Source organism: Enterobacter cloacae complex sp. SYL001 (assembly GCF_049237025.1).
GTDB lineage: Bacteria > Pseudomonadota > Gammaproteobacteria > Enterobacterales > Enterobacteriaceae > Enterobacter > Enterobacter intestinihominis.
The window spans coordinates 25,564-51,646 of sequence record NZ_JBMKJI010000027.1 but is presented as its reverse complement, the minus strand read 5'-3'; the positions used below and the strand labels follow the sequence as shown (position 1 = coordinate 51,646).

The 26,083-nt window shown below is 43.2% G+C and carries 24 protein-coding genes; 10 read left to right on the top strand and 14 right to left on the bottom strand.

The window, feature by feature from the left end; all coding sequences use genetic code 11:
* Positions 1 to 3: 3 nt before the first annotated feature.
* The 6 genes from ACOTZP_RS19825 to mobI are packed head-to-tail and all read right to left on the bottom strand — an operon-like array spanning position 4 to position 8,221.
* Positions 4 to 666: a DUF4400 domain-containing protein gene (locus tag ACOTZP_RS19825; protein ID WP_000718549.1), complete on the bottom strand. Its 663-nt coding sequence runs from the start codon at positions 664 to 666 to the stop codon at positions 4 to 6.
* Positions 653 to 1,762 carry a hypothetical protein gene (locus ACOTZP_RS19820; RefSeq protein ID WP_000343600.1) on the bottom strand — a complete coding sequence of 370 codons (1,110 nt, stop codon included), beginning with the start codon at positions 1,760 to 1,762 and terminating at the stop codon, positions 653 to 655. The genes ACOTZP_RS19825 and ACOTZP_RS19820 overlap by 14 nt, the downstream gene beginning before the upstream one ends.
* Complete coding sequence (gene traD / locus ACOTZP_RS19815) at positions 1,762 to 3,846, bottom strand: conjugative transfer system coupling protein TraD (RefSeq protein WP_001284073.1); 2,085 nt, start codon at positions 3,844 to 3,846, stop codon at positions 1,762 to 1,764. Before traD ends, ACOTZP_RS19820 begins: the two co-directional genes overlap by 1 nt.
* Positions 3,846 to 6,992, bottom strand: a complete 3,147-nt coding sequence (mobH, locus tag ACOTZP_RS19810) for a MobH family relaxase (RefSeq protein ID WP_001011152.1) — start codon at positions 6,990 to 6,992, stop codon at positions 3,846 to 3,848. Before mobH ends, traD begins: the two co-directional genes overlap by 1 nt.
* A 9-nt stretch (positions 6,993 to 7,001) precedes the next feature.
* The gene (locus ACOTZP_RS19805; RefSeq protein WP_000995978.1) at positions 7,002 to 7,739 is read right to left on the bottom strand and encodes a hypothetical protein; all 738 of its coding nucleotides are present in this window, start codon (positions 7,737 to 7,739) and stop codon (positions 7,002 to 7,004) included.
* Positions 7,736 to 8,221: a conjugative transfer protein MobI(A/C) gene (gene mobI / locus ACOTZP_RS19800; RefSeq protein ID WP_000071885.1), complete on the bottom strand. Its 486-nt coding sequence runs from the start codon at positions 8,219 to 8,221 to the stop codon at positions 7,736 to 7,738. Before mobI ends, ACOTZP_RS19805 begins: the two co-directional genes overlap by 4 nt.
* Positions 8,222 to 8,980: 759 nt before the next feature.
* Here mobI and ACOTZP_RS19795 point away from each other — a divergent pair.
* From ACOTZP_RS19795 to ACOTZP_RS19755, 9 genes are all read left to right on the top strand, one after another.
* The gene (locus tag ACOTZP_RS19795; RefSeq protein ID WP_000004208.1) at positions 8,981 to 9,781 is read left to right on the top strand and encodes a hypothetical protein; all 801 of its coding nucleotides are present in this window, start codon (positions 8,981 to 8,983) and stop codon (positions 9,779 to 9,781) included.
* 1 nt (position 9,782) lies between these two features.
* Positions 9,783 to 10,295, top strand: a complete 513-nt coding sequence (locus ACOTZP_RS19790; protein WP_001140952.1) for a hypothetical protein — start codon at positions 9,783 to 9,785, stop codon at positions 10,293 to 10,295.
* 591 nt (positions 10,296 to 10,886) lie between these two features.
* On the top strand, positions 10,887 to 11,933 hold the full coding sequence (locus ACOTZP_RS19785) for a thioredoxin family protein (RefSeq protein ID WP_000196727.1): 1,047 nt from the start codon (positions 10,887 to 10,889) through the stop codon (positions 11,931 to 11,933).
* A 155-nt stretch (positions 11,934 to 12,088) separates the two neighbouring features.
* A protein-coding gene (locus tag ACOTZP_RS19780; protein ID WP_095033700.1) for an IS1-like element IS1B family transposase occupies positions 12,089 to 12,786 on the top strand; the annotation gives its coding sequence in 2 pieces (ribosomal slippage) (positions 12,089 to 12,338 and positions 12,338 to 12,786; 699 coding nt in all).
* 308 nt (positions 12,787 to 13,094) lie between these two features.
* Positions 13,095 to 13,352: a hypothetical protein gene (locus ACOTZP_RS19775; RefSeq protein ID WP_000637193.1), complete on the top strand. Its 258-nt coding sequence runs from the start codon at positions 13,095 to 13,097 to the stop codon at positions 13,350 to 13,352.
* Positions 13,353 to 14,338: 986 nt separating this feature from the next.
* Positions 14,339 to 14,536 carry a hypothetical protein gene (locus tag ACOTZP_RS19770; protein ID WP_001371914.1) on the top strand — a complete coding sequence of 66 codons (198 nt, stop codon included), beginning with the start codon at positions 14,339 to 14,341 and terminating at the stop codon, positions 14,534 to 14,536.
* Positions 14,537 to 14,676: 140 nt separating this feature from the next.
* A complete protein-coding gene (locus ACOTZP_RS19765; protein WP_000864986.1) occupies positions 14,677 to 14,952 on the top strand; it encodes a hypothetical protein in 276 nt (91 codons plus the stop codon).
* Positions 14,953 to 15,443: 491 nt separating this feature from the next.
* Entirely contained in the window at positions 15,444 to 16,922 is a 1,479-nt protein-coding gene (locus ACOTZP_RS19760; protein ID WP_000927306.1) for a SulP family inorganic anion transporter, read from the top strand.
* A gap of 18 nt (positions 16,923 to 16,940) precedes the next feature.
* Positions 16,941 to 17,768, top strand: a complete 828-nt coding sequence (locus ACOTZP_RS19755; protein WP_001066652.1) for a universal stress protein — start codon at positions 16,941 to 16,943, stop codon at positions 17,766 to 17,768.
* A 59-nt stretch (positions 17,769 to 17,827) separates the two neighbouring features.
* Here the strand turns inward: ACOTZP_RS19755 and arsC are convergent, their stop codons facing one another.
* Genes arsC through ACOTZP_RS19740 form a run of 3 tightly spaced genes read right to left on the bottom strand, consistent with a single transcriptional unit; the run spans position 17,828 to position 19,921 of the window.
* Complete coding sequence (gene arsC / locus ACOTZP_RS19750; protein WP_000065802.1) at positions 17,828 to 18,253, bottom strand: glutaredoxin-dependent arsenate reductase; 426 nt, start codon at positions 18,251 to 18,253, stop codon at positions 17,828 to 17,830.
* A 12-nt stretch (positions 18,254 to 18,265) separates the two neighbouring features.
* Positions 18,266 to 19,555, bottom strand: coding sequence for an arsenic transporter (locus ACOTZP_RS19745; RefSeq protein WP_000922628.1), 1,290 nt, complete (start codon positions 19,553 to 19,555; stop codon positions 18,266 to 18,268).
* Positions 19,556 to 19,600: 45 nt separating this feature from the next.
* Positions 19,601 to 19,921, bottom strand: a complete 321-nt coding sequence (locus ACOTZP_RS19740) for a transcriptional regulator (protein WP_000941305.1) — start codon at positions 19,919 to 19,921, stop codon at positions 19,601 to 19,603.
* Positions 19,922 to 20,007: 86 nt separating this feature from the next.
* On the opposite strand from ACOTZP_RS19740, the gene arsH reads away from it, so the two are divergent.
* Complete coding sequence (arsH, locus tag ACOTZP_RS19735) at positions 20,008 to 20,712, top strand: arsenical resistance protein ArsH (protein WP_000130816.1); 705 nt, start codon at positions 20,008 to 20,010, stop codon at positions 20,710 to 20,712.
* Between the two features lie 32 nt (positions 20,713 to 20,744).
* Here the strand turns inward: arsH and ACOTZP_RS19730 are convergent, their stop codons facing one another.
* The 5 genes from ACOTZP_RS19730 to ACOTZP_RS19710 all read right to left on the bottom strand — a co-directional run bounded on the left by ACOTZP_RS19730 (position 20,745) and on the right by ACOTZP_RS19710 (position 26,038).
* Complete coding sequence (locus ACOTZP_RS19730) at positions 20,745 to 22,148, bottom strand: ISNCY family transposase (RefSeq protein ID WP_044704760.1); 1,404 nt, start codon at positions 22,146 to 22,148, stop codon at positions 20,745 to 20,747.
* Positions 22,149 to 22,442: 294 nt separating this feature from the next.
* Positions 22,443 to 23,249: a hypothetical protein gene (locus ACOTZP_RS19725; RefSeq protein ID WP_016239971.1), complete on the bottom strand. Its 807-nt coding sequence runs from the start codon at positions 23,247 to 23,249 to the stop codon at positions 22,443 to 22,445.
* Between the two features lie 17 nt (positions 23,250 to 23,266).
* On the bottom strand, positions 23,267 to 23,707 hold the full coding sequence (locus ACOTZP_RS19720) for a hypothetical protein (protein ID WP_016239970.1): 441 nt from the start codon (positions 23,705 to 23,707) through the stop codon (positions 23,267 to 23,269).
* 152 nt (positions 23,708 to 23,859) lie between these two features.
* On the bottom strand, positions 23,860 to 25,221 hold the full coding sequence (locus tag ACOTZP_RS19715) for an FRG domain-containing protein (protein WP_000482601.1): 1,362 nt from the start codon (positions 25,219 to 25,221) through the stop codon (positions 23,860 to 23,862).
* A gap of 13 nt (positions 25,222 to 25,234) precedes the next feature.
* Positions 25,235 to 26,038, bottom strand: a complete 804-nt coding sequence (locus tag ACOTZP_RS19710) for a hypothetical protein (RefSeq protein ID WP_000589340.1) — start codon at positions 26,036 to 26,038, stop codon at positions 25,235 to 25,237.
* Positions 26,039 to 26,083: the final 45 nt, after the last annotated feature.

Genomic DNA, 26,083 nt, shown 5'->3' with positions numbered 1-26,083 from the left:
CCTTTACATGAGTTTTTGAAAGTTAGACCACAAGCGATTCAATGCAATTCCCAGTATCAATAAAGCGACTGGTGGGAAAAGTTGAGCGATATTGTTAAATAGTGACATATTTGGCATGACCAGGTAGACCATCGTTAAAGCACTGATCACCCAAAATGCTCGAAACCAAATACGATAAAACTGAACTGTAACCTTACCAAATACGTACCTCTTCAATTTCCACTGGTACATTCCATCTGCTAGCATGGCAAATAGATAGGGCAGAAAAACGATTAGCCACCCCAGGATTAAGTTCCACCGGAAAATGGACTGATAAAGTAAGAGGGGTATGTTTTTGGCCATAGTGTAATTAATAGAGGTAAATTTTTCAGCAACAATGTTAATACCTCTGGCTGGTTTTTTGGTGTCAGGGATCAGAATAGTATTCAGATAGTCAATTAACTTATAGTCATGTACCAACCAATTTAAAGTCGCTTCACTATTTGCAATGACAGACTTCCAACGGTCATTTGATATGATGGACCGGCTTGCATTAACCTCCTGAGTAATCTGATATTTGAGCTCCTCAGTATTCTGGAAAGCCAAGCTGTAACCAAAATAAATGACCATGCCAAAAAAAAGCATTGTTCTGAGCACTGCTGCCCTGCTTGTATTATCCGCAGCCATTGCTTTCCCTCCATTCACGAAAAAGAGCTAGCCTCTGATCGTGATTGCAATAGTTGTTACGCCACATCGTCGGGATACCCAGGAGCCAGTGGTACTGTTTAGGTATGATTTGGTCGATGAGGCTTAACTCCGCCAGTTCTTTATGCTCTGCGCTTTTCCACTCGATCTGTCCCACATCAGGAACAAATACAGCGGTCCTTGCTTTTGCGGCCTGGCGGGAAAATTCTATAAAGTTGATGCCCCACGGCGTCCAGTATCTGTACTGCTCGTTTAGGCCGATGTTAAACACCGGCAGAGAAAGAGTTGAGTCGGCAAAAGCCGAAATCACATTTTTGCAGACTCTTGGACTATCTATTTTTTCCTGTTCGGTTTTGAGATGAGTCAGCAGTGCACGGTCAATAATGCTGTTAAAGGTGTTTGTATAAAGGCCATTAGGGTCAGGAAGCTGATCTATGGCAGTAATGATTTTAAATTTTAACCGAGAAAGAAAGGGAGAGTCCTCAATAGTAACTATATGACTATGTGTTGTTTCTGGATGAATCTGGGGTTTGATGCGCTGTACTTGTTTAAAAGAGACACTACCTGGCAAATTAATGAATGCGCCCACCGTGCGTGTTAAATCGACGAAATAAGGCAAAAGATAACAACCAAGCATACGGGCATTCTTTTTTACAAGATCACACCGTACGTCATTGTTATCGAAAGAAATACGGAAACTAACGAATTTACGTTCAGGACCTTCGCTGGTGGTCAGTGATTGAATCCATTCATGGCATGATCCTTGTGGTACCGACCAGTAGCTGGTTTCACGGTCCCCAAAGGGATCAGTCGTGATCAACTCTCCCTTTAAAAGGAAAAGCTCAGACAGGGTATTTGCCATGGAGAATAGGGAATCGATATCGTTGCTCTGACAAAATTTTCCCAAATGATGAAACGCGTTTTTTTCTATCATAGTTAGCCGATCTCGAACTTCCTGAGAATCTGCGTACTTTAAACCCAAAGACTGAAAGCGCCTTTTTACGAGCGAGCGACATTTGCTGACTTTTAGTGCAGAGCTTAAAATTTGCTGGCGCGTCAGGACAATTTTTTCATCCATCAATGCAACTTCCTTAGAAATTTATTAAGATTTTTGATATCGAGATTTTGACGCAAAGTAACTTTTCCGGCCTTCTTGAAAAGCATTTCCGACAGAGTTGTGTTTGGCTTCATTTGTTTCTCAGCAACAGCAATAGGGATTTGGCCTACAACCTTCCTGCCATCTTGAAGCCTGGCAACTATGTGAAACATAGGGACCTGACCCAAGAGATCCTTTGGAATACTCTCTTCTAAAGTTGTCTGCTTTCTTTCTGAGATTGAACCTGAGAAGTTATTATGCGGCAAAGATGTTTCTGAACCGGTCGTATAAGTGACCATATTTGTGCTTATCGCACTCTTACCAAAGTTCTCTACAACAAGCGTCTGAGTAGGAGTATCGTTGACTCGCAAGCTTATATAATTGTTGCAGAGCCCCGTAATTCGATTGGCAGTTTCAACACTTGCCGCAGCAATAAAGTCGGAGATGGTTTGGGTGCAAATAAACAGTGCAATTTTCGCTGCACGACCCTGCGCCAGAAGGTTAATCATAGGGTTGTTAATGGCTGAGTGTGCCTCATCAACAAAAATACTTATCCTGGAATTAGCTGACATATCACCATCTTGAGCGTTGTAGCGACTACCGGCACAGGAGGTCAGATCTGACATTATTAATTGAGAAATAGCAGCTGCTGTATCGGGGTTTGAAAGGCCATCAAGCGAAATGTATAGCACCCCGCCAGTGCTGAACATCCCTTCGCTTGTTACAATTTCTCTTGATGATACTGAGTTCGGGTTAGGAGATAAAAGCTCATTTAAAGGTTTTTCAATGAGCATATCGAAAACAGGCATAATACCTGCGGTCATTTTAGCCATATGCTCTGGGTCGGACATTGAGTAATCAATAAGCTGGGAAACAGTATCTAACCAGTCTATTTGTTCGGACCCCTCGTAATTCATGAAATGAGCCGTAAACCATTCAGCGAGACGCTTGAAACGTACCGGCAAGGTATCGTTAGCGACGTACTTAACTTTTTCGGTCCAGACATCGTAACCATAATATCTCGCGTAACATGACTCCATTACCTTGACTGTAAGATTCACAATAGACATGTGGCTTTTCATGTTCTTGTGAATCAGATAAATAGAAGGCTTTTTCTCTATGTAAGAAAGCCCGGAAATCACATTGGAAACGAGAGCCTTGGCATACTGAACGAATGGGTTAACCTCACCGGGAACTGTCACCAAGCTCAAAAGACGAGATGTTAGGTCAGAAACATTAGTATAGGTGTTGCAGACATCAATACAGACCGAAGATGCTGGCTGGCCAGGATGAAATTTATAGAAAGGAAGACCGAGGGTCTTAGCCTCTTCCATTAGAGATTCTCGCCACTCTGCATCGTTCTTTGGATCTATGACAACAACAACATGACCAAGATGAAGCATGCTAATGCTTAGTAAACGCTGTAGCACCGTTTTCCCGGTACCCACGTTTCCGGTTATCAGAGTATGACCAAACCAATTGTCTTCAGTTACAAATATGGGTTCCCTACGTTCCACAGCAAAAATTGCATTGCTGCCGCCCATCTTACGAGCCATTGCGTCAAAATGTCTCTTAATTGGGTTGAAGACGAATGGCAACTCGATCTCACGTTTATCACTGGAGAGGTTAGCTATTTGATATGCCCGATCCGCATGTTCCGGACCCCACTCAAACCCATCACAAAAATAGGACTTTCGCTCGGGTATATCCTTATTTTTATTTTGATAATCCTGAACCAGTTGACGATACTTTCGCTCATTGGAGAAAAAGTTACTTTTGTTAATTACACGCAGTGAATCAAGACTAACGAACATGAAATGTCGCTTGAATACACGCCAATGAGCCATCAAAAATGGCGCTGCTGTTTTGCAACGATAAAGGCACAGCAAAAAAAGCAATATTGAGGTGAACAGAACTATTGGGGCGATGTCCAGTCCGTCTGAAGAAAGTCCCATATAAAGCATAGAAACCGAACAAATCAAAAGTATTGAGGCACTACGATACTCAAGAATAGGCCGATAAAAATTCTCTTGTGCATGGAGGTTAGTCCTCTTCGAATCTGACATTATAGGTTCCCAGCCTCTTTCAGGTTATTGATAATTCGTTCAATGTCCACTTTCGCCCGGTCTGATGCGGCCAGCAAAGTAGGCATGTTAAATGCATGGCATTTTGTATTGATCACAGCACCAGAATTAACGAGGTACTGAGGAAGCTTATTGAAAAGATCTTGAGCCTCTAACTGCGACCCAAATTTTTCCACGCAAGATTGGGTCAGATAGAGAGTATTAGGAGTACTTACCATAAATCTGTTTTTGCGCTTTCTTTTAAACGCCACCTCCATTTTGGACAGAATTTGATGCAGTACTAACGCAATTTCTACAAATTCAAGCTCTGTAACGTCACCTTCGCTTATAAGCGAGAATTCACCATTTTGGTCTGATTCAGTAGATGCAAAGACTTTACTGTTCAGATTGTGACCAGAAACAGGTGATGCTGGTTTTTGTACTTCTGCTTTGTCCGATGATTTATTCCGGTTGCGCTTGGGATTTTGTTTTTCTACCGGTGCTGTTGGGGCGAACAGTCTGGCCAGTGCTGGCGAAAGATGATGCCCCTTAGCGTCTGTGGGCGCATGCTCTCCATTTGATTCTTCAAGTACAGGAGGTAAGGCGGGCTCTTCACTTGCCATCACACTGGTTGCGGCTGCTTCGGTCTGGGAATACACAACTTCAGCTGGTGGTGGGCAGTTACCCTCAGTATCTGGTTCTGAGTTTTCTTGTCCTACAGAAACATCCATAGAGCGTTCATTCGTACCCTGGGGATCAGCGTTCTGTTCTCGGTTAAGTTCTGGTAATTCTGACGGCTCGGAGAGAAGCTTTTCATTATGGACCGAAGAGCTTGTTGCACAACTACCGACTTCTGGCCGAGAAACACTAAGCTGTGAGAAATCGGTATAATCAATGATCTCATGCTCTTCATCTTCTTTCTCAAAAAGATGTTGATAATGTTCATATTCCACAGCCTCAGTTTTCAGCGGACCAGTCGCGGATGCACTATCGGTTCCATGATATTCCACGTCGCCAGAATGTTCTTCGACTGCATTTACACGTGGGGGAGGCAGCTCAAGCGTTTGCTTTGGACGTGGGGCAGAGTTTTCAACAGAAGACTCATCATTAATCACTAATGCCTGATACATAGAAGTATTGAAAAGTGACTTTAAAGTTGTTGGCCTTCTTGGCTCATGATAGGTGAGCTGGAACCCGGCGCAGTTATCGCCGAGCTGGACTAAACGCAGATCGTCAATGTCCCTTACTATCCACATTCCATCGAGAGAGCCTTCTCTGAATGTCAGTTGGAAATAGGGCTCTTCACTGAATGCTTTTTCATCTAATCCCGGCAGCAATGCCATAGTGGTATCTATGTTGAGGTAGGGGACAGCATCAACACACACTATATAGTCATTGGAAAGTGGAGCGCTTAAAAGGAGTTCATGAAGTTGGTTGACCAGGACATGGGATTCCGTGTCCTTTGCCGATTCATCTTCACTTTCTTCTATATCAGGAATGACAGGATCAGCTGCTTCCTCACCCTCAGATTTAACTATCTGCGTGTCATTATCAATTTCATTATCACTTTCGGCTTTCTTCTCAAAATCGTCGGATGAGCCTTCATTTTTCTTAGAATGTATATCAACATCAATAGAGGCAGAGGAGCGGCCTAAATCATTAACCTTAAGAACAGCCGTCTCAACAGTATCAGTAATTTTAGTTATAACGTCCCGACCGGGCACTGGTCTTCTGTATTCAGTAACTGTTTTTTGCTCGTCAATGTAAATAAAGTCTTTATTGGCATTAACGCTAAAAAGACCCGGCACTGAGTCAGGGATTTTATAAGAATCAAAGATTAAACCAATCCACCTTAGCTTAAGAAGGTTATAGAATTCTAGTTTCCCTATCCCATTTCTAAAGATGTTTGATATTTCGTTTTCCGAATAGATACCCGGAATGAAGTAGTGAACGACACGCTCATCATCATAGGGCTCGACGTAACCACGTTGAACTAGGGATTCTACCAATACGGTCTTACCAGCCTCTCCCTGAGGGAAGTTATATTTATGTAATTCGAAATCATTGAGAACAAAATCAAGGAATGCGTTCTCGTTAAGGTATACCTCACCATTTACGATAATGATGTGCATAGGCTTAGCATTGTAATTGTTGATATTGATACTGGTAAAGTTGTGCTTGATGGTACTAATGGCCCTTGCTGCTGCATCATTAGAACGCAGACCCATGATAGGGTCACGTAAAACATTAAGGTCTGTACCAGTAGAATAGAAATCAGCGGTCCTCACGCATTTAGACAAAAAGTCATTCCCATCAGTATAAACGTTTAGGGCGGTGATCATTTTTGAATAAACACGTTCTTTATTTACCCGATCCAAAAATGCAAGACATACCGGGTTTAGGATTCGCTCAAGGAAAACGCTGGACCAGATATTATGTTGATTATGAATACGCTTTCGCCAGTGGATTTCGTATTCAACCACGTCATTTTCACGTGCCCAGTCAAGAAGACTTTGTGAGCTTGGCGTCCAAATGATCGGACTAGCTAAATTCAGGCTTACAATGTCGAGATCGTAAACCTTTCCGGCATCATGGACTAAACCACAGATAAACGCAGCATAGAGATATACTTTTCTACGGACTACTTCTTCATCTTGATATCCGATTGGTCTCAGTTCTGAGTGATGCGCATTTTTTAAAGAGAGTATGGCCACTTCCAGGCTGTGAGAAAGTAACCCACCAATACCATTATGATGATGATTTTCGGAAGCTGGCAAAAGATGTATCCAGCGAACATATTCAACCAAGGGCTTTAAAACTAAATTAGTAAATGTATATGCATCGTCCCTGATGTCGCTATCGCTGATAGCTAACATCATTGAAATTGAGTGCAGCTTTTCCCGATACAGAGACAGGATTGACTGTTCATTAAATGTCTGTATGCCCGTCGGACGAGTTGGATACTCGATGAATTTCAGGACTTCTGGATTTGGATGATCAGGAACAGTGTACTTCTGATCTCCTAGAATCTGCGCAAAAGGAGAGAGGCTTGATATATCCTCAATCATTACAGAGGTTGCATCATTCTCCTGAGATGAGAATATCCCCAAAATCCGTTTAATACATAAATACAGCGCCCTGAAATTCATCATCATACCTTATCGACGTTTGCCTGACAGTTCGGCTGCAATGTATGCCTGCACACTTTTATATTGCATTACTTTGGTGATGAACTCTGCTGGACTGTATGGCCCATCCTTACGGCGAGAAACATTCAGAGTCTTTTTCACATTCTCAACATATAAATTAATACTCTTTATAATGTTGTGAGACATAACCGGATAGTCGCTTACAGCCAGTAAACCCAATGAGTTGTACTCATACATTGTGTTCATGAGCTGGTTCATCTCGAAGATGTACTTGTAAAACCTCATGGTGTTGTGGTTATTGAAGTTGAGTTGTACTGGTTCAAAACTGAAAGGTACAAACTGAGTTGATGACATGAATGAGTCATTCTTGTCGAACTCAATTGACTTAATATAAGCAACAAGATTTTCTTTCATCTTATTGTTTTCTTCATGCAGCTCGTTGAACCAATCCTGAATAGCCTGAACAAGGTCAGGATGTTTAACTGCATCAACCGTTTTAAAGAGAGAGGAAATAGCGATACTCACATCATCAAAACCTCTGATGACTGCTCCATTTCTGGCAGTTAAAAACCGGTTAAAGTCTGGGGTGCCGGGGTTAATAATAACTTTGGCCATACCCTGGTGCTCTGGTCTACGTTGAGTAGAAGTTTGAGCGTTTACGCCTTGCTTTTTATTTGAACCTTTTACCATTACATCTTTTGGTTCAATGTTAATACGCTCATTGTCCGTGATAATTGCGTCGTTCATTGTGCCACCTTAGTTTTTGAGTATTGACGGATTTTTCGTCCAAGTTCGATATATGCTGAATGATAGAGCTCAAGCATTTCTCTGTAAGGCTCCAGCAATGCTTCCGTTTCAGAAATCATTTCGTATTCCCAGCTGGCATGGTTTACAAAACAGTTCTTAGAATATTTTCCACTTTTCATTGGTTGCACCCGTTTTGACATGTGGCTAGGCGCTCTTGTTTTATAAGGGCTGAACTGATGCCAAGTGATCGTTACTTTTCTGGCATTACCAATTAGCTCAACTTTTGGTGCGTAAGAACCCAGGTACTCCCTCTTTGGAACTTTGCTATGTCGGGTAAGGTTAATCTCTTGGTGGTTTCGTTCCTTCCACTTGATCCAGTATTTTGTAATGAGATCTTCAGCCTCAACACGCAAACCTTCAATCTGAGCACGTAAATTTTTACGTGTTAGCTCTATAGAACTTATAAGATTTGAATTACTCATGACGCCTCCTGATGTGAAATTACTATACCGGAGGAAATTTCCGTTTTTTTTCACGAACAGAAGATTTTTGAATGCTCTTTGATGAGGGAATTGAACAGATGTAATGCACTCGCTGTTTCCCCCATTCGGGAGGGGCCTTCAGAAACAGTAACAGCGAGTTTAGCCTCACTTCCATCGCTACCCCCTAAAGTTACTTTTGACAGAATGACCATTGTGGATTATTGCTTTTGATAATGTGCATTGCTCTATTAAAGTTATACATATATCTAGTGCCACTTTTCCAAAAAAAATGACCCTATGGAACTTTGTCCGAAGTGACACTTTTATAAAAAGTGACCCTATGACGACATTACATAGGGTCACTTTTCAAACATAAGTGACCCTATGTGAGGCATTCATAGGGTCACTTTTCTTTGTTTAGTGATCCTATGTAAGCATGAGGTTGATGAAAAGTAAAAATGTCAGTTTATGACGGTCAGTGAAAGACGTCGTTATTCTAATCCAACGTTGGGAGGGGCTGGATTTAGGTTTTTTTTTAATCGCTTCACATTTCGTTAGCATGCGCAGGAATTTTTGATAAAATTCTGGTTAGTTTGGTTAAAAAGTGTTACAAGTAAGCGGTGTGGTTGAAGGGATAGATTTAAGGCTTATTCAAGCCTTAAGAAAATACTAAAAGTTACTTTTCACCCTACCGAACACCTAACAAAAAATCCATGTTGAAGATTTGAACAATTGTAATGGCGCAAGGACAATCAGCACATGTCAGAATCTGATAATTTAACTCGTAGCTTACTCGGTAAACTTTTCCGCACTGAGATTTCGCTTATTCGTAGTTACCGTGCATTTTTAATGTTATTGCCTGTGCATGGATCTTCTGCATATCAAACTGGGACTCCTCTTCTCCAGCGTCGCCTATTTGGGAAAGGATTTAGTACAGCCGCTGATTTAGCTTTTGAAGTGGAAACACGTCCAGGTAGTTTTTTGGTTCCGCGTACACTCGGAAAGGAAATTACATGGGAGAGGTTTTTTTCTGCGGTCTTGGACGGTGATTCCAATGTAATTCGTGAATATGATACAAATGATATTGACTATGGTATTTACGATGCCGGTGAAAAAGTGACTTTTCTGAATGGTACAGTGGATATCTATAATCCCAAGAAGATTCATGAGTTGCGTTCTAAATGTGTTGATATACAGAATGACTACTTTATGCAGGTGTTCTTTATCTCAATGCTCGCACCAGAGTTTGTAAGTATTTTCTTTGGTTTAAAACCAACTACAGCTGATGCTATTAAAGACATTGGTTATTCATCGTTAAAAACAATTAACGATGTCGTTCTTTTCCCACGTACAATTGCTTTCTCACAAGGGCATATTGAAGAGAGTGTTTCACTTAAAACGAAAGTTTTTGCCTGGGCTTATGAATTGTCTGCTGACATCCGGTTAGGAAAAGTTAGTGATGATTTGATGGAACTATTACGTTATGACACTATGTTCACCAGTCACCGTCAGGATGTGTTCAACACTTTAACAAATAAAGTTATGTTAAAGGATTATTGATATGGCAAAGGTCGATCAAACAAAAGCTAATGCTCTATTGCGAGCAGCAAGAACTATGTCGCTTGGGGCAAATAAAAATACAATACGAATTTTGTACGGTAATCATGTTGCTGAAAATATCGATTTTGAGCCTGGTGCAAAAACAAAACTCAAAAAAGGTATCCGGGGCTGGAGCAAACGCACAGATAACCGCCGAGCCTTTTCTGCTGTTATTGATGTCGCAGTTAACTATTTTGGTTTTGATCCAATAAATCCGGAAGCGAGTTTTCGGCAAATTGACTTCAACCGAATAATGAGTGTCCTTCATAATCTGGGATACTTTGTATGCGCACCGGAAGTTAATAAAATAATAGAAATCCTTACTTCTATGAAAGAAATTGAAGAACTAGGTGCCTGCGAAAAATGTAAACGCCCATACATTGTGCCAGTGACAAATGATGCTCATTGTCCACGTTGCAGATTATCTTCAACTGCTTCAGCCATAGAGAGGTATTCTCAAGAAGAATTAGATTAAATTTAAAAAAGATATCGCGAAACTTGCCTTGTCTGAATCTAAATATTGACTTAAGTCAAATTCTGTTGTTTGCTTTACAATCAAATATTAGTTACAACTTAAATATCAACTCTTGACAAGTAAAGATATAATTTGATTTTTCTTTATTCAGTTTTTCTTCGTTCCAAAAATGTGCACCTTTTTTTCTGTTGAAAACGTAAAACTACTTAGGTTCTCAAAACCTTCTATGCATGACGACTTCTTAATCGCTTTCAATTAATATATTTTATATTCTTGTCTAAGTTCGCTTCTTTGATCCTTAGCTATTCCTTTTTTGAAATATAGAAACAGCATTACTTGTGATGATTTTTTTCAGCTCTAAATACACCTGTTTTCAAAGCAATATTTGCTTTTAGATATTCGATAAAACCATGTTTTTGTTACACCGGATTTTTGACAACGTGCAAGATGGATGATCTTTCCATCACCGAGACTATCTTCTTAGTCAGCACTCCTTTTCCGTCCTTTTCAACATAAAAACGACCATGCTATACGAGCTCTAACCTTTTTTTTGTATGCCATCATAACCGCATCAGAAAAGGAGAACGGTCTATGACTCGTATTGCATTAGCGCCTTCAAAGATGGTTTTGCTTATGTCTTTGGTAATTACTGGTGCCCACGCCAGCCCTGAGCAACCCCTAATAAAAGATACGCCCTTTGTATCTGGCCAGGCTTATAAGAAGGGTTTCTTCTGGTATGACGATCCTGCTAAAAAAAGCGAAGCTGAAGAAGAAGAGGTTTTGCCACCAACCGGTGCTGCTAGCTCGCCTTCAAAAGAGGAAATGGTAGATTTAAATTCAAAATGGCTAAAAGAGAATATGCCTCGACTGTTAACGCAGGCAATGGATAACCCTACCGCAGAAAATCTATCACGTTATTACACGGCGCAAAGGTTAATGCTGGATATCAGTACGCGTTTTTCTGACAAATCAAAAGATTATTTTCTTAAAAACCCGATGATGTCTGAAAAACGCAGGCAACCAGTGGAAAAGGTGGCACTGGATGCTCACCGCACTGTTGTTGAAAAAAATCAGCAAACGGTAATGAAAGATATCTTTACTAAGTCAGGTTTATTTTTCTTTTTCCAGAGTACTTGCCAGTTTTGCCACGAAGAAAGCCAAATACTTCAATTTATGCAGAACTATTATTCGGTAGATATTCTTCCAATCAGTATGGATGGAAGGCCATTGCATAATGGCCTTTTTCAGGATTTTAACATCCCCAACGCACAAATTATTGATCAATTTAAAATTCGAGAGGTACCTACAATTTTCCTGGTTTCAAAGGATGGGACATCAGCTCAGCGCATTAGTGAAGGCATGATCTCCGCTGATGAATTAAAGAACACTATTATACTTGCCGCGAAGGGCATGAATCTGATCGATGACGCTTCGTTCCAGTCAACTCTAGATATTAAAAGGCAATATACCATCGGCGATGATGGCGTTATTACCGTTAATAAATCCGAAATGGAATCAGACCCATTCCTACTTCAAAAAATAATGGACCAAAAACTCGAAGGCTATGACATGCCTACGGCCGATCCGGTCAATTATCTCAATGCTGGCGGCAGTTTTGGAGGCACTTATGCGCAGTAATGCCGTTTTCAACTTCAAAAAGTTACTTTTGTCTCTTTCTGTTTGTGCTGCAATTTTAGCCCCGACTGCAAATGCAGACAACGCAATGCGTAACATTTTCGGTGATGCTGCCAACTTACTGATTTAGTGTATGATGGTGTTTTTGAGGTGCTCCAGTGGCTTCTGTTTCTATCAGCTGTCCCTCCTGTTCAGCTACTGACGGGGTGGTGCGTAACGGCAAAAGCACTGCCGGACATCAGCGCTATCTCTGCTCTCACTGCCGTAAAACATGGCAACTGCAGTTCACTTACACCGCTTCTCAACCCGGTACGCACCAGAAAATCATTGATATGGCCATGAATGGCGTTGGATGCCGGGCAACCGCCCGCATTATGGGCGTTGGCCTCAACACGATTTTCCGCCATTTAAAAAACTCAGGCCGCAGTCGGTAACCTCGCGCATACAGCCGGGCAGTGACGTCATCGTCTGCGCGGAAATGGACGAACAGTGGGGATACGTCGGGGCTAAATCGCGCCAGCGCTGGCTGTTTTACGCGTATGACAGGCTCCGGAAGACGGTTGTTGCGCACGTATTCGGTGAACGCACTATGGCGACGCTGGGGCGTCTTATGAGCCTGCTGTCACCCTTTGACGTGGTGATATGGATGACGGATGGCTGGCCGCTGTATGAATCCCGCCTGAAGGGAAAGCTGCACGTAATCAGCAAGCGATATACGCAGCGAATTGAGCGGCATAACCTGAATCTGAGGCAGCACCTGGCACGGCTGGGACGGAAGTCGCTGTCGTTCTCAAAATCGGTGGAGCTGCATGACAAAGTCATCGGGCATTATCTGAACATAAAACACTATCAATAAGTTGGAGTCATTACCGATTTTTGCAGCCATAAGCGCATTGTTTCTTCTTTCGGTGATACAAACACCAAAGGAGTTAACGGTATCTATTCTTCTTGCGGTACTTATGGCAAGCTCCGCAGGTGTTTTCATTCTGGCTTATAAAGTCAAAACGAATGTCGTTTCACCAATCTATCTCTTAAAAAAGCCTACTGCATACATGGCTGAAATAGATAACCGAAGGATTCATGGTTACTAAATATTTTGCAATTGCATCATTTGACGGTCCGGGTTTATTTACCCACAGCATCGACTAATTCAAGAGGTTACATATGATAGTTTCAGAAGCAATTTTTTATTCTTCTATTATTTCCTGGGTTCTTTATTGGTGGTTTATTGGAAATATTACTAAAAAGGTAGGGATGCTTGTTGTTCCACTCACGCTTACCTTCGGATGTTACATTTATGCAATTCATTTGGATGATTCCGAACAGCAAACCAATTTACGTTGGGAGCAGATCGGTTTTATTACCTTTATAATTGTGATAATGTGGGCAGGAAAGTTTGTGATGAAAAGACTATCTGAATGATGATCTAATCCACACTTTTCGATATCTTAGAAAAGTAACTTTGTGAGCAAACAGTCATATGACATGCAAAACGCTGATCTCAAAGACAGATGATGGATACACATTTAGCATTTCACCTTACGAAGACGGGTACCGCTTATCAGTCTCGCCTGAAAATCGTCACAATGGTACCCAAAGCTTTGACGGCTGGTTCCCACGTTTTTTTTCCGAACCACAGTATGCCAAATCATCTTTAACTAAGTTTCTCGGTGAGTCCTTAGTATGGGAAGAAGATTCAAGTAATGCTCTATGAGATTACTTATTATAAATTTTTCTATTAATCTCCATGGAGTGATATATGAATTTGGCCTATTTTTTATTTTTGTCTATAACTGTTATGCTTACGAGCTTTATTATTAAATCACTTGTCGTATTGGTAAAGTTCAAATTACTTCGTGATGAACGTCTCGAATATACCAGCAATAAAAATATTGATGAGATGTACGATTTAATGAATGCGAAGGAAGAAATCCTCATAAGGCATCATAAGCAGATGTTGGCATTGCATCTTTCACTATTAATATTCGTTCTATTTATTGCTTACATTTACTAAAAATAATTTTATTCAACATTTCAACAAAGGGTTTTCAATGGAAAGCTTCGAAACTGAACAAATGATTCAATATGCTTTCTACATAAATATCGTAATAACGACTGGTTTGGCATGGTTTTGCTTGCGGTCAGGATTGCATTACAATTTTTTCAGAAAAGCAGAGAGTGCCAGAACAAAAGGGCTGAGTAGTACCTCTACTGAACACGGTCCAGCAATTGTGAGAATAAAGAAGCTACAAGCATTAGTAGATTTTATTAGTAACTGTGCTTTTCTAATCCTTTCAATTGGCACAGCTTATATTTTGTATTTTTGGATCCACAGTTAACTCATACAAGGTAACTTCGGCAAATAACAACTTCTAATGCAGGACTTTAATAACTATAACGGATGCTACATGAAAAACGACAGTTTAATTACGCGGTATAAAATACTTAAAGGCGAACGCGATGAGTCTATCTTCACCATAATAATCGCGCTAGTAGTAAAGCTGGGGCTGGTAGCCCTGGCATTCTATCTGTTGCTTGGTTCCACGATTGATTGGTCAAGCTGGAAAACCTATGCCGCCATGTTGATCTTTGGAGCATTTCTCTAAAAGGATGACCACGGCAATACCAGGTCAGACAACAAGGTCGTTAGCATGATCGTTGGAAGCAACGGAAGCACCTTGAAAAAGGTCGGCAGCACTATAAAATCCATCAGCAATGCACACAAATAAACTACTGGTATCTTAAAATGAAAGTGAAAGAGTTGATCGCCATGCTGAACGAAAGAGACCCTGAGGCAATTGTTCTGATTTCCGGCTATGAAACGATCGGCGGCACGGAAGTCGCAGAAGCTGATTTGCTCATTGATATGCAGTCAATATGCTTAGAACAGGCTGATAATCTCACAGGAAACCGTAAAGTTGTTTCTTCCGGTGGTGAAGATTCAGTTTGGTTAGGCTGGAAAGATGATTACCGTACAAAGGTGTTTTTAGAAGATGCCCAAATTCCTGATCAAGATGAATGACGGTCAGCGTTGGCTTCAAAGGCAATCTATCAGTACGTGAAACGTAAATGTTAAAAAATAACCACATATGAATCAATAACTTATGTCAAAGCTAAGTAGAGATGTCCGGGGTGGGGCAAAGTTCAAATGTCCTTTGATAATATTGAATTCCTGGATAAAAATCGCATCTTAACCTCTTCGTTTGAGTACCTTGTTGGGTTGACCCCGTATTCGCTTTATTTGTAGTATTGGGCTGCTTTGAAGTGTTTCATGTTCAAACGCGACGTGTTCTGTAAGTTCTTCCTGACAACAGAGCCGACAATATATACACATCCGCTATGGAGAATCTGACAACCGCTATGCGTATTACGCCACCCTGAGTTTTTCCTTCCTCTGTCGTACTGAGCAAGCCTCAGCACGCACTCAATAACATCCCGTCTGCGGATGTGCTTTACCGTACGTAAAAATGTAGCCCTCCAGGGCTGACTGTATCTAAAAACTGAGAAATTACTATGTTGCTGTCCTCGACGCGTAAGGACTGGCTGGGTAACGTCCGTGGTGACGTTCTGGCCGGTATTGTTGTCGCGCTCGCACTCATTCCAGAAGCGATCGCCTTTTCCATTATCGCCGGTGTTGATCCCCAGGTGGGCCTCTACTCGGCGTTCTGTATTCCTCTCGTTATGGCCTTCTTTGGCGGACGTCCGGCGATGATTTCGTCCTCCACCGGTGCAATGGCTCTCCTGATGGTGACGCTGGTGAAAGATCATGGCTTACAGTATTTACTGGCTGCCTCCATACTGACCGGGGTATTCCAGCTGATAGCCGGATATCTGAAGCTTGGCGGGCTGATGCGTTTTGTTTCACGCTCAGTGGTCACGGGGTTTGTTAATGCACTGGCAATACTGATTTTTATGGCCCAGTTGCCTGAGCTGACCAATGTGACATGGCATGTTTATGCCATGACTGCGGCAGGGCTGGGGATCATCTATCTCTTCCCTTATATCAACAAAACCATTCCTTCACCGCTTGTGTGCATCGTGGTGCTGACTGGGATTGCCATGTGGCTGCATCTGGATGTGCGAACCGTCGGGGATATGGGGAAACTTCCCGACAGTCTGCCGGTCTTCCTGCTCCCGGACGTGCCTTTAAATCTTCAGACGCTGCTCATCATCCTGCCATATTCTGCGGGGCTTGCGGTGGTTGGCCTGCTTGAGTCGATGATGACCGCCACTATCGTGGATGACATGACCGACACGCCAAGCGACAAAAACAGGGAGTGCAAAGCTCAGGGCATCGCGAACATCTGCACATCCTTTATCGGAGGAATGGCAGGCTGCGCGATGATTGGGCAATCTGTTATCAACGTAAAATCCGGTGGACGCGGACGACTTTCAACCCTCACGGCGGGCGTGGTGCTGCTTTGCCTGATTGTGTTCCTGCGCAACTGGGTCTCCCAAATTCCGATGGCAGCGCTGGTCGCGGTGATGATTATGGTTTCCATCGGGACATTCTCCTGGCGCTCCATTGCCAACCTGCGGACACACCCCCTTTCAACCAGCGTGGTCATGCTTGCCACCGTCGCGGTTGTGGTGGCAACACATAATCTGGCCTTCGGTGTGCTGACCGGTGTACTGATTGCTTCGCTCAATTTTGCCACTAAAGTATCCCGGTTCATGCGTGTAACCTCAGTTCTGGAGGGGACGAGCCGGACGTATACCGTCACCGGCCAGGTATTCTTTGCATCAGCAGACCGCTTTACGAGCCACTTTGATTTCCGTGAAGCGATTGAGAATGTGGTGATAGACGTTTCACATGCCCATTTCTGGGACATCACGTCCGTCAGCGCCCTGGATAAGGTGGTCATTAAGTTCCGTAGAGAGGGCGCCGGGGTTGAAATACGTGGGATGAATGAAGCCACCCGCACCATCGTTGACCGGTTTGGTGTTCACGATAAACCTGAAGAAGTCGAAAAACTGATGGGCGGTCATTAACAGACTGGAGGGAAAACTATGAATAATACTGTTACAGCCTGTGTGGACGGTTCACTTTCAACGCGGTCAGTGTGTGAATATGCGGCGTGGGCAGCCCGCACTTTGCAATCACAGCTAGCACTGTTGCACGTTATCGAAAAAGACAGCACCCCGGTAGTGTCAGACCTGACCGGCACTCTCGGCATAGACAGTCAGCAATTGCTGACCGATGAGCTGGTAGAAATTGAAGGGCAACGTAATCGCCTGCTGATGGCCCAGGGGAAAGCAATACTGGAAAGTTGTGCTGAACTGCTTCAAAAACAGGGAAGCCCGGATGTGCTTTTGATGCAAAAACACGGTACACCGGATGAAGTTCTGGCAGAGCTGAGCGACCTTCGTCTCATGGTGCTGGGGCGTCGGGGTAGCCAGCATCCGGTAGGCTCTCATCTGGAAAGCGTTATTCGTCTGCAAAAGAAACCCCTACTGGTTGTTCCGGAGAACTACTCAGTGCCTTCCAGAGTCATGCTGGCTTATGATGGCAGTGAAGAAAGCAGGAGTAACCTGGAACGTCTGACGATGAGTCCCTTACTCAGGGGGCTGGAGTGCCACCTTGTCATGGTAAACGGTAAGAAGGAAGAGCTGCTGACCGCACAGCAAATTTTACGTGACGCGGATATAGAAAACAGCACAACACATCTTACCGGGCAATCAGTCGGGGACGCGCTTATTCGTTACGCCGAGGAAAATGCTGTCGATCTGATAGTGATGGGGGCCTACGGTCATTCCAGGTTGCGGCAGTTCTTTATCGGTAGTCATACCTCCGAAATGCTGCAAAAGACGCAACAACCGCTTCTTATCCTCCGTTAGCACTGATTATCTTAAATAAAAAAGGGCGAGTTCTCTCGCCCTTCGTCACAAGAACACGTTTAGTTCAGCCGGTTACCTTTTTCATCAACTACCTTCTCACCGTCCTCTTTCGTGAACGCGCTTTTCTGCGCATCGGGAAGAATATCCAGCACGACTTCAGAAGGGCGGCATAGCCGGGTACCCAGCGGCGTTACCACGATAGGGCGATTGATCAGAACAGGGTGCTGCAACATAAAATCGATTAACTGCTCGTCAGTAAAGCGGTCTTCCGCCAGCCCTAACGCTTCAAAAGGTTCGACATTCTTACGCAGCAGCGCTCGTACCGTGATCCCCATATCCGCAATGAGTTTTACCAGCTCAGCTCGTGATGGTGGGGTTTCAAGATAATGAATAACGGTCGGCTCTGTACCGCTGTTGCGGATCATTTCAAGGGTATTGCGTGACGTGCCGCAGGCCGGGTTGTGATAAATGGTAATGTTGCTCATATCAGTATCTCATTACAAAGTGAAAGACAGACGAAGCGCCAGTGCTGCAAGCGTGACAAACAGCACGGGGATTGTCATGACAATGCCCACCCGGAAGTAATATCCCCAGGTAATTTTGATATTTTTCTGCGACAGAACGTGCAGCCACAGTAACGTTGCCAGACTGCCGATAGGGGTAATTTTTGGCCCCAGGTCGCTGCCGATGACGTTGGCGTAAATCATCGCTTCTTTGATAACACCGGTCGCTGTGCTGCCATCAATCGACAGCGCCCCGACCAGCACGGTCGGCATATTGTTCATCACTGATGACAGGAAGGCCGTCAGGAAGCCCGTACCCAGCGTTGCCGCCCACAATCCCTGCTCTGCCAGCTGATTCAGCAAGGAAGAGAGATAGTGGGTCAGACCGGCATTTCGTAAGCCGTAGACCACCAGGTACATCCCCAGCGAGAAGATAACGATTTGCCAGGGCGCACCACGCAGCACCTTACCGGTGTTAATGGCATGCCCTTTTTTCGCAACAGCAAACAGAAGCAATGCACCAGCGGCTGCGACCAAACTGACCGGTACGCCCAGCGGCTCCAGTCCGAAGAATCCCACCAGAAGCAACACCAGAACCAGCCAGCCGGTTTTAAAGGTATTCACATCACGTATAGCGTCTTTCGGTTCTTTCAACAGAGAAACGTCGTAAACGGCGGGAATGTCCTTACGGAAAAACAGATGCAGCATCACCAGCGTAGCCGCAATCGCGGCCAGGTTAACCGGGACCATCACGGCGGCATATTCTGAGAAACCAAGCTTAAAGAAATCCGCCGAGACGATATTCACCAGGTTTGAGACAATCAGTGGCAGGCTTGCCGTGTCAGCGATAAACCCTGCGGCCATGATAAACGCTAAGGTTGCTCCCCGGCTGAATCCCAGCGCCAGCAGCATCGCGATAACGATAGGTGTCAGGATCAGTGCCGCACCGTCGTTGGCAAACAGTGCCGCAACCATCGCACCAAGCAGGACGATCCAGGTGAAGAGCAGCCGCCCCCGGCCATTCCCCCAACGGGCAACGTGCAGCGCGGCCCATTCAAAGAAGCCGGATTCGTCGAGCAGAAGACTGATGATGATCACGGCGATAAAGGTGGCGGTCGCATTCCACACTATCTGCCAGACCACCGGAATATCCCCCAGATGAACGACGCCAGTCAGCAATGCCAGAATTGCGCCCAGTGAGGCACTCCAGCCAATCCCCAGCCCTCTGGGTTGCCAGATAACCAGGACGAGCGTGAATAAAAAGATAGCACCAGCCAGTAACATCAGAAACTCCATTCACATTTGTTTATTCGGATATATATATCGCCATCAGCAGGAGACAGATGCCACGCTACTGAGCTTGTTGCGTATGTTTTCTCGTTCACAGTTCCAGGCTGTATCAATAATACCCGCAGCCCATGCTGGCATGTGTGGCGACAGTCGGTAATGCACCCATTTTCCTTCGCGACGGTCGATGACCAGCTCGGCTTCACGTAAAAGGGCCATATGGCGAGAAATTTTTGGCTGAGACTCTGCGGTTGCCGCACAGATGTCACAGACGCACATTTCACCGGACTCCCTGAGAAGCATCACGATAGTTGAACGGGTCTCGTCGGCGAGCAGTTTAAAAAGCTGAACAGGCTGTAGCATGCTTAACCTCGTAAAAAAATAACAATACATATGGTATTTCATATGTGATAACTTTTAAAGCATAGCTTATGAAATGGAGATTTTTTATGACCGACTTACCAGCAATCGAACCGGCTTATTTTGATGATGCGCTTGCCAGCAAACTTACGGGCAACAACGAAACCATGCCGCGAATTCTCATCCTGTACGGTTCAGTACGAGAGCGGTCCTACAGTCGTTTTGCAGCGGAAGAGGCCGGGCGGTTGCTGGCAAAGATGGGGGCTGAGGTGAAAATATTTAACCCATCCGGTCTGCCGTTACCCGATGATGCGCCCGAAAGTCACCCCAAAGTGCTTGAACTCCGCGAGCTGGTCAGGTGGTGTGACGGAATGGTCTGGAGTTCTCCGGAAAGACATGGCGCCATGAGCTCGGTGATGAAGGCCCAGATTGACTGGATACCCCTGAGTGAAGGTGCTGTTCGTCCTTCCCAGGGTAAAACGCTGGCCGTCATGCAGGTTTGTGGTGGTTCACAGTCGTTTAACACGGTCAATCAGATGCGGATACTTGGCCGCTGGATGCGGATGTTCACCATCCCCAATCAGTCGTCAGTGCCAAAGGCATGGCAGGAATTTGATGATGAAGGGCGCATGAAACCCTCACCCTGGTATGACAGGATTGTCGACGTTACCGAAGAGTTGTTCAAAATGACGTTACTCCTGAAAGGGCACACAGCCTACCTGTCCGACCGCTACAGCGAAAGGAAAGAGAGTCATCAGGAGCTCGCGGCACGGGTCAATCAGGCCAAAATCTGACAGCCAGGCATGCCCGGATGGATTACCGGGCTTTAAATCGGTTTCTTCCCAAATATCTCTTCAGAGCGTGACTGAAGTTTCACCAGGGCATTGAACATATCGTCCTGATCCAGGGAACGCTGGGATTTCTTCGTCGTGGGAGCTTTACGCCTGCGAGAAGGGCCGTCTCCGGATGGTACGGATTGCGACCGGTTATTATCCCGCTCGGCCTGGACCAGCTGCGCCATTTCCAGGGCCCGCCCCAGACGTTTGTTATCCACAATGGCCCCCTGATCGATTTCAGAAAGCTTGTCATAGGTGGAGTAGGGAAGTGATACGCCATTAAGCCGGAGCTCTTTATGTCCATCCGGGTAATGCCAGACATCGATGTATTTACCAATCGCCCGACGACTGAATTCGCTGTCTTCAATCAGATAAAGGACTTTGTCGTATTGCACTGTGAGTGATTTCGACACTTTACGAGCTTCATGCCAGTTAAATACCATATCAAGATCGTCATCGACATCCAGTTCCCGATGAACATCAAACGCCTGGCGAGGCGCTTTTGCGAAACGACGGTTGTAATCGTTCATGAACTCTTCGGCAAATGCGTTCGCAGCTTCCATGGAACTGATGCCCTGGAGCCTGAGCTCCTTGACCAGTCGGTCCTGAAGCGTCAGGTGCGCCCGTTCAACGCGGCCTTTGGCAGCACTGGTTTCTGCACAAATGGTCTGAATGTTCAGTTCATGCATCGCACGGCCAAACTGGGTATCGCCGTCGCCGCCGGTTGCATTTTTATTGTTGATCCTGAATACGCTGGCTTTGTCGCTGTACAGCGCAAGCGGTTTGCCATGTTTTTCAATATAGCCCCGGGTCGCTTCAAAATAGGTGAAAGTAGACTCAGATTTCACGAAAAGAAGCTGCATTAAACGACTGGTTGCGTCATCAACGTAAACCAGTGCCGTACACTTAGGTCCCCGATTTTCAAACCAGTGGTGGTCGCAGCCGTCGATTTGTATGAGTTCACCGGCACAGGCACGGCGGTAACGAGGTTGCTGAATTTTTGGCGCACGTTGCTTACGTGGGACCCACAGACTGGCCTGAGTCATCAGCTTACGGACGGTTTCTTTGGAAAGATGAACACCGTGCACCTCAGACAGTTTTTCACAGGCCAGCGTCGGACCGAAATCGTTATAGCGTTCGCGAATAATGTTCAGCGCGTATGCGGCCAGTCCCTGAGGCAACTGGTTGTTACTGGATTTACCACGACGGCGGCTGGTCATGCCAATCGGACCATCTTCACGATAACGCGCAAGCAGACGACGGCACTGACGGTCGGAGATACCAAGCCGCTGAGCTGCCATTTGTGTTGTCAGACGCCGGTCGATGACATCCTGAATGATTTTGAGTCGGTTAACTTCATCCAATGTGAAAAACTCCGCTGCGAGAGCCGTCATGGTAATCCTTACTTGATTATACACGCCGGACATCTTAACTTAGCCATTATCGGACATTACAACTTTGCTACTACAACTTATGTCAAAGCAAGTTTAAAATGTCACCTCTTTGTGCAAGATAGAAAGGGCACTTTCAGCCTATGTAATCATATTAATGTGACTGCTGCGTTATCCCACTCAACCAATTAATAAAGCAAAAGTTAAATATGAAAGACTGGAATAAAAATATAACGAAAACATCTTAATATGGAAATATCTGTGTCAACGGGATCTTTAGTTATTGAATATCTGGTTCTAAATAGGTTCTACATTCAACGGGAAGGGAAACCAAATATCTATATGTTTTTTATAAATACCATTACGTGGCAAACAACAATCTGCATATTTTTTTAAAGAATCTCCACATGGACAAATATTTTCTGGCGATAATACTCCATCATGTTCTTTCGCCTTAAATCTCCAGGTCGTAATATTGAAAATTTGATGTGGGGATTGTATGTATTTGACAACACTAATTAAAGTTGAATAGTTATAATGATCACCATCATTGGAGAAAAAAACACTACATTTGTTAACGGGATTACTAACTATGTCATAAGTAATTAATTCAAAATCGATCACTTCATCAAAGCAAAGAACTCCATTATAAAGTTTATTTTTAACATGACCACAATCATTAATAAAACTACGGGTTGTATTACATACTGAACATTTCACTTCTTTTATTATTTCACGAGAACTACCGAAGATTTTATATGGGAATAACGCCTGCCAATTACATACCATTCTCGCTAAGAAGTTAACACCATAGAAATTAACCTCAGGCAGAAACTCATTATTTTCTTTAATATGTATTAAATCTATTTCTATCCTTTCAAGTTCTACCCATGCTTCATAAAAATCACCTCTTGTAAGTAAATTAATGACTTGAATATATTTTAAATGGGCTAGTAAAATTGTTTTGTATAAAAACAATCTGTTTGATTCATTATTCAAGCTCAAGGATTGAGCTTTTTTTAACTCAGCATTAAGATAATCAAGAATAGCACTATCTTCTTGAGTAATACACATCCAACGCTTTAACTTTTCGTGAATATTCATAATATCTATATAGATTTTTATTTGATTTTGTTAATTACTTTTAAAACATCGTCTACTTTTCCAGAAACAGTGTATTTCACATGTTTTCCTGATTTATTTTTTTTAATTATAGAGACTTTAACGTCTATATCTCTAGTTCCAAAGTTATCAATTTTTTTCTGAATATAATTTGAAACAAGATTTACTAAAAAAGGTATCATTACTGATGTGGCAAAGAAAGTGCCTAACGCTAACGTTATACTGTTTAATTGCAGGTACGAAACACCATTAGAATCTCCGTACACTTTAACATTAGAATGTGATTGCTTGGTGAACTGGAAAAAATCCAGTGCATTACCTCCAGTAATTTTTGAACTATCAAAAACGATCGCAATCTCATCATCTTGAGGTTCATATGAAGAAATGATTTTTACCTCTTCATCTTCATCACTCATTTCACTCAAAGTAATGGGGTTCATTCTCAACTCCTTGTTTTATATTTTTACATTCAAATTTTACTATACGACTGGTTAATTGCTCCTGTCCAACACACACCAGAGTTCATATGCTTAGCATACAAGGGACCAATGCCAGTAGCGACAGGCTAGTGTGTCAAAAAACCACATGAAGATCAATCTCCTGCGGAAAATTTGGCCGCAATTAGTTTCATTGTCCTTTCCATGCCTTGATAAACTGTCGCATCTGTAATGTTTAACCTTGCGAGTTCCTTAAGTATTCTAGCTTTGTTTCTGATCACTATTTTTTCTACTTTAAACTCTTGCATAGCATCATCAGGGTTTGAAACTAAATCGGGATAAACAGCATTATTCCCAAATAATAAGAATGCACCTGACTGTGATGACATCCTTTCATTATTATTTCTTCCTTTAACGAAAATTAACCTTTCCAAATCTGATGGTATAATTACATCTTTAAAATAAGGTTTTTCATCTTTAATGTAATGTATGAGTTTTTGACAAGCTTCAGTTTTATTGAAAGCCTCCTTGTCCATTTTACAATCCAGCTGATCTTTCAGTGTTTGACTTAGCATTGATATATTTGATATGCAACTTACTGTATCAGAGTCAAAGAATTTTATACGATCCCTTTTTGTTTTGAAAATAATAACATGTCCATCAACCTCATTTGTATTTTCATTATTACTAATGTCGCAACAAGCGAAATACAGAGCGATTAGTGGATTTGATGTTATATCCAACAAACGAGTTGGTAGTCCGTAGTGTTGCATCCTTACTAACTTGTCTAGCATTGTTTTATCATCAACAAACTCAGTTGGCCTTGCTGTTAGGGCTTCACGGACTAAATTTGATTCACTGTGCAAATGCTTGAAGTTACCTTTTTTGTTTTTCCTGAAAACTGATGGAGCCAACTCGTAAGATACATCAGAATGTCCACGATAAAATATTTCTGCATCTTCTTCATGATCTTGTTCTAAAACACGCGCCATGAAACTTTGAACATTATCTATTATTGGGTAGTTATCAACTTCATCAGGAAGTGCTTCAGTAGGAGGAAGTGGTGTACTTCTTGTCGTTATATTTAGAAGTGCTAATGTTTGATTTAAATCACGTGCTTTTATTCCCCAGTGAGTCCGTTTCAGCCCATATGCACCTAATTCTAAAGCTGTTTGATATAACTCTTTGTTTATCACTACGACATCATCTTGTGAGTGAGTGATTCTGAAATCAAACTCAACATTTTTGTTAACTGTTCGTAGATTTGAAATTACACCAAGTCGCAAAGTAATGTATTCAACATTGTCTCGGGAATAAAGTTCTGACATAAAAAGCGTAGGTAATTTCTCAATATAAGATAATGCTTTATCATTCAAAGGCGTTAACTTCAACCGGATGTCATCAGAGGTGCCTTCTAACATACGTGATATAGGAAAATCACAACTCCCACTAACCCGTTCATACATGGGCCAATGTTCAAAATAGTCAGGTTCTCCGCCCATAATTAGATTAAACATTAAAACTAAATCCTTATATTTTACTTAATGAATTATTTACAATCCAATCAATTGCGCCAGAGGTGCGAATCCAAGGCTTTATATTATGATTCACATAATAAATGGCTTCATCCATTCCACCTAACGTGATATATCCACTGTTAGACTTGATCTGTAATCTGCACTTCGATAACAAGCCGGGGATGTGTCTATTAGAATCAATCGCAGCTTTAGCGATATCATCGGCATCCGGGGATGACTGTCGGTAGGCGAGTAGGGCGCGTGTATACTGAAAAAACGAACGCATATCCCCAGGATAATCGTCCAGTAGCAAGGCCAGATCATCCACCATTTCAAGCTCAAGGTAATAGTTCGCTAATAAATGACGAATCCCCTGGTTATCGTTCGGGTTGAGCTTCAGCATTTCGCGGCTATGAGCCATAGCCGGATAAAAATTACCAGACTCCCATAAGGCCTCAGCCAAAGCTGCTTTTGCTCTCATATATGGACGTGTTTCGACAAATCCCCAGAAACGTCCTGCGAACTCCTGAAAATCCTCGCCAAGTGCAATGCTGGCTGCGTACAAAGCAGTCTCCAGCTTCCCGATTTTTGACTCAGGAGGTTCTTGAGATATCTCGCAGTAGAATGAGTATGCGTCAGCACAGAGCGGGGATTTCTTGATAGCTTTTCTGATGAGTTTCAGCACAACTTCCAGGTCATCATTTTCCCAGGCATCGAACATGAACTCCTGAGCCGCAACCAGATCTAGATGTAATTGCTCAGAGCTGACAGCAGTTTTATACAAATCAACGCGCTTTGTAGTCGGGAATTTAATCATCTCAAGTATCCTTTTGGGGACTCACTGTTCCGGTACTTTGCAGCA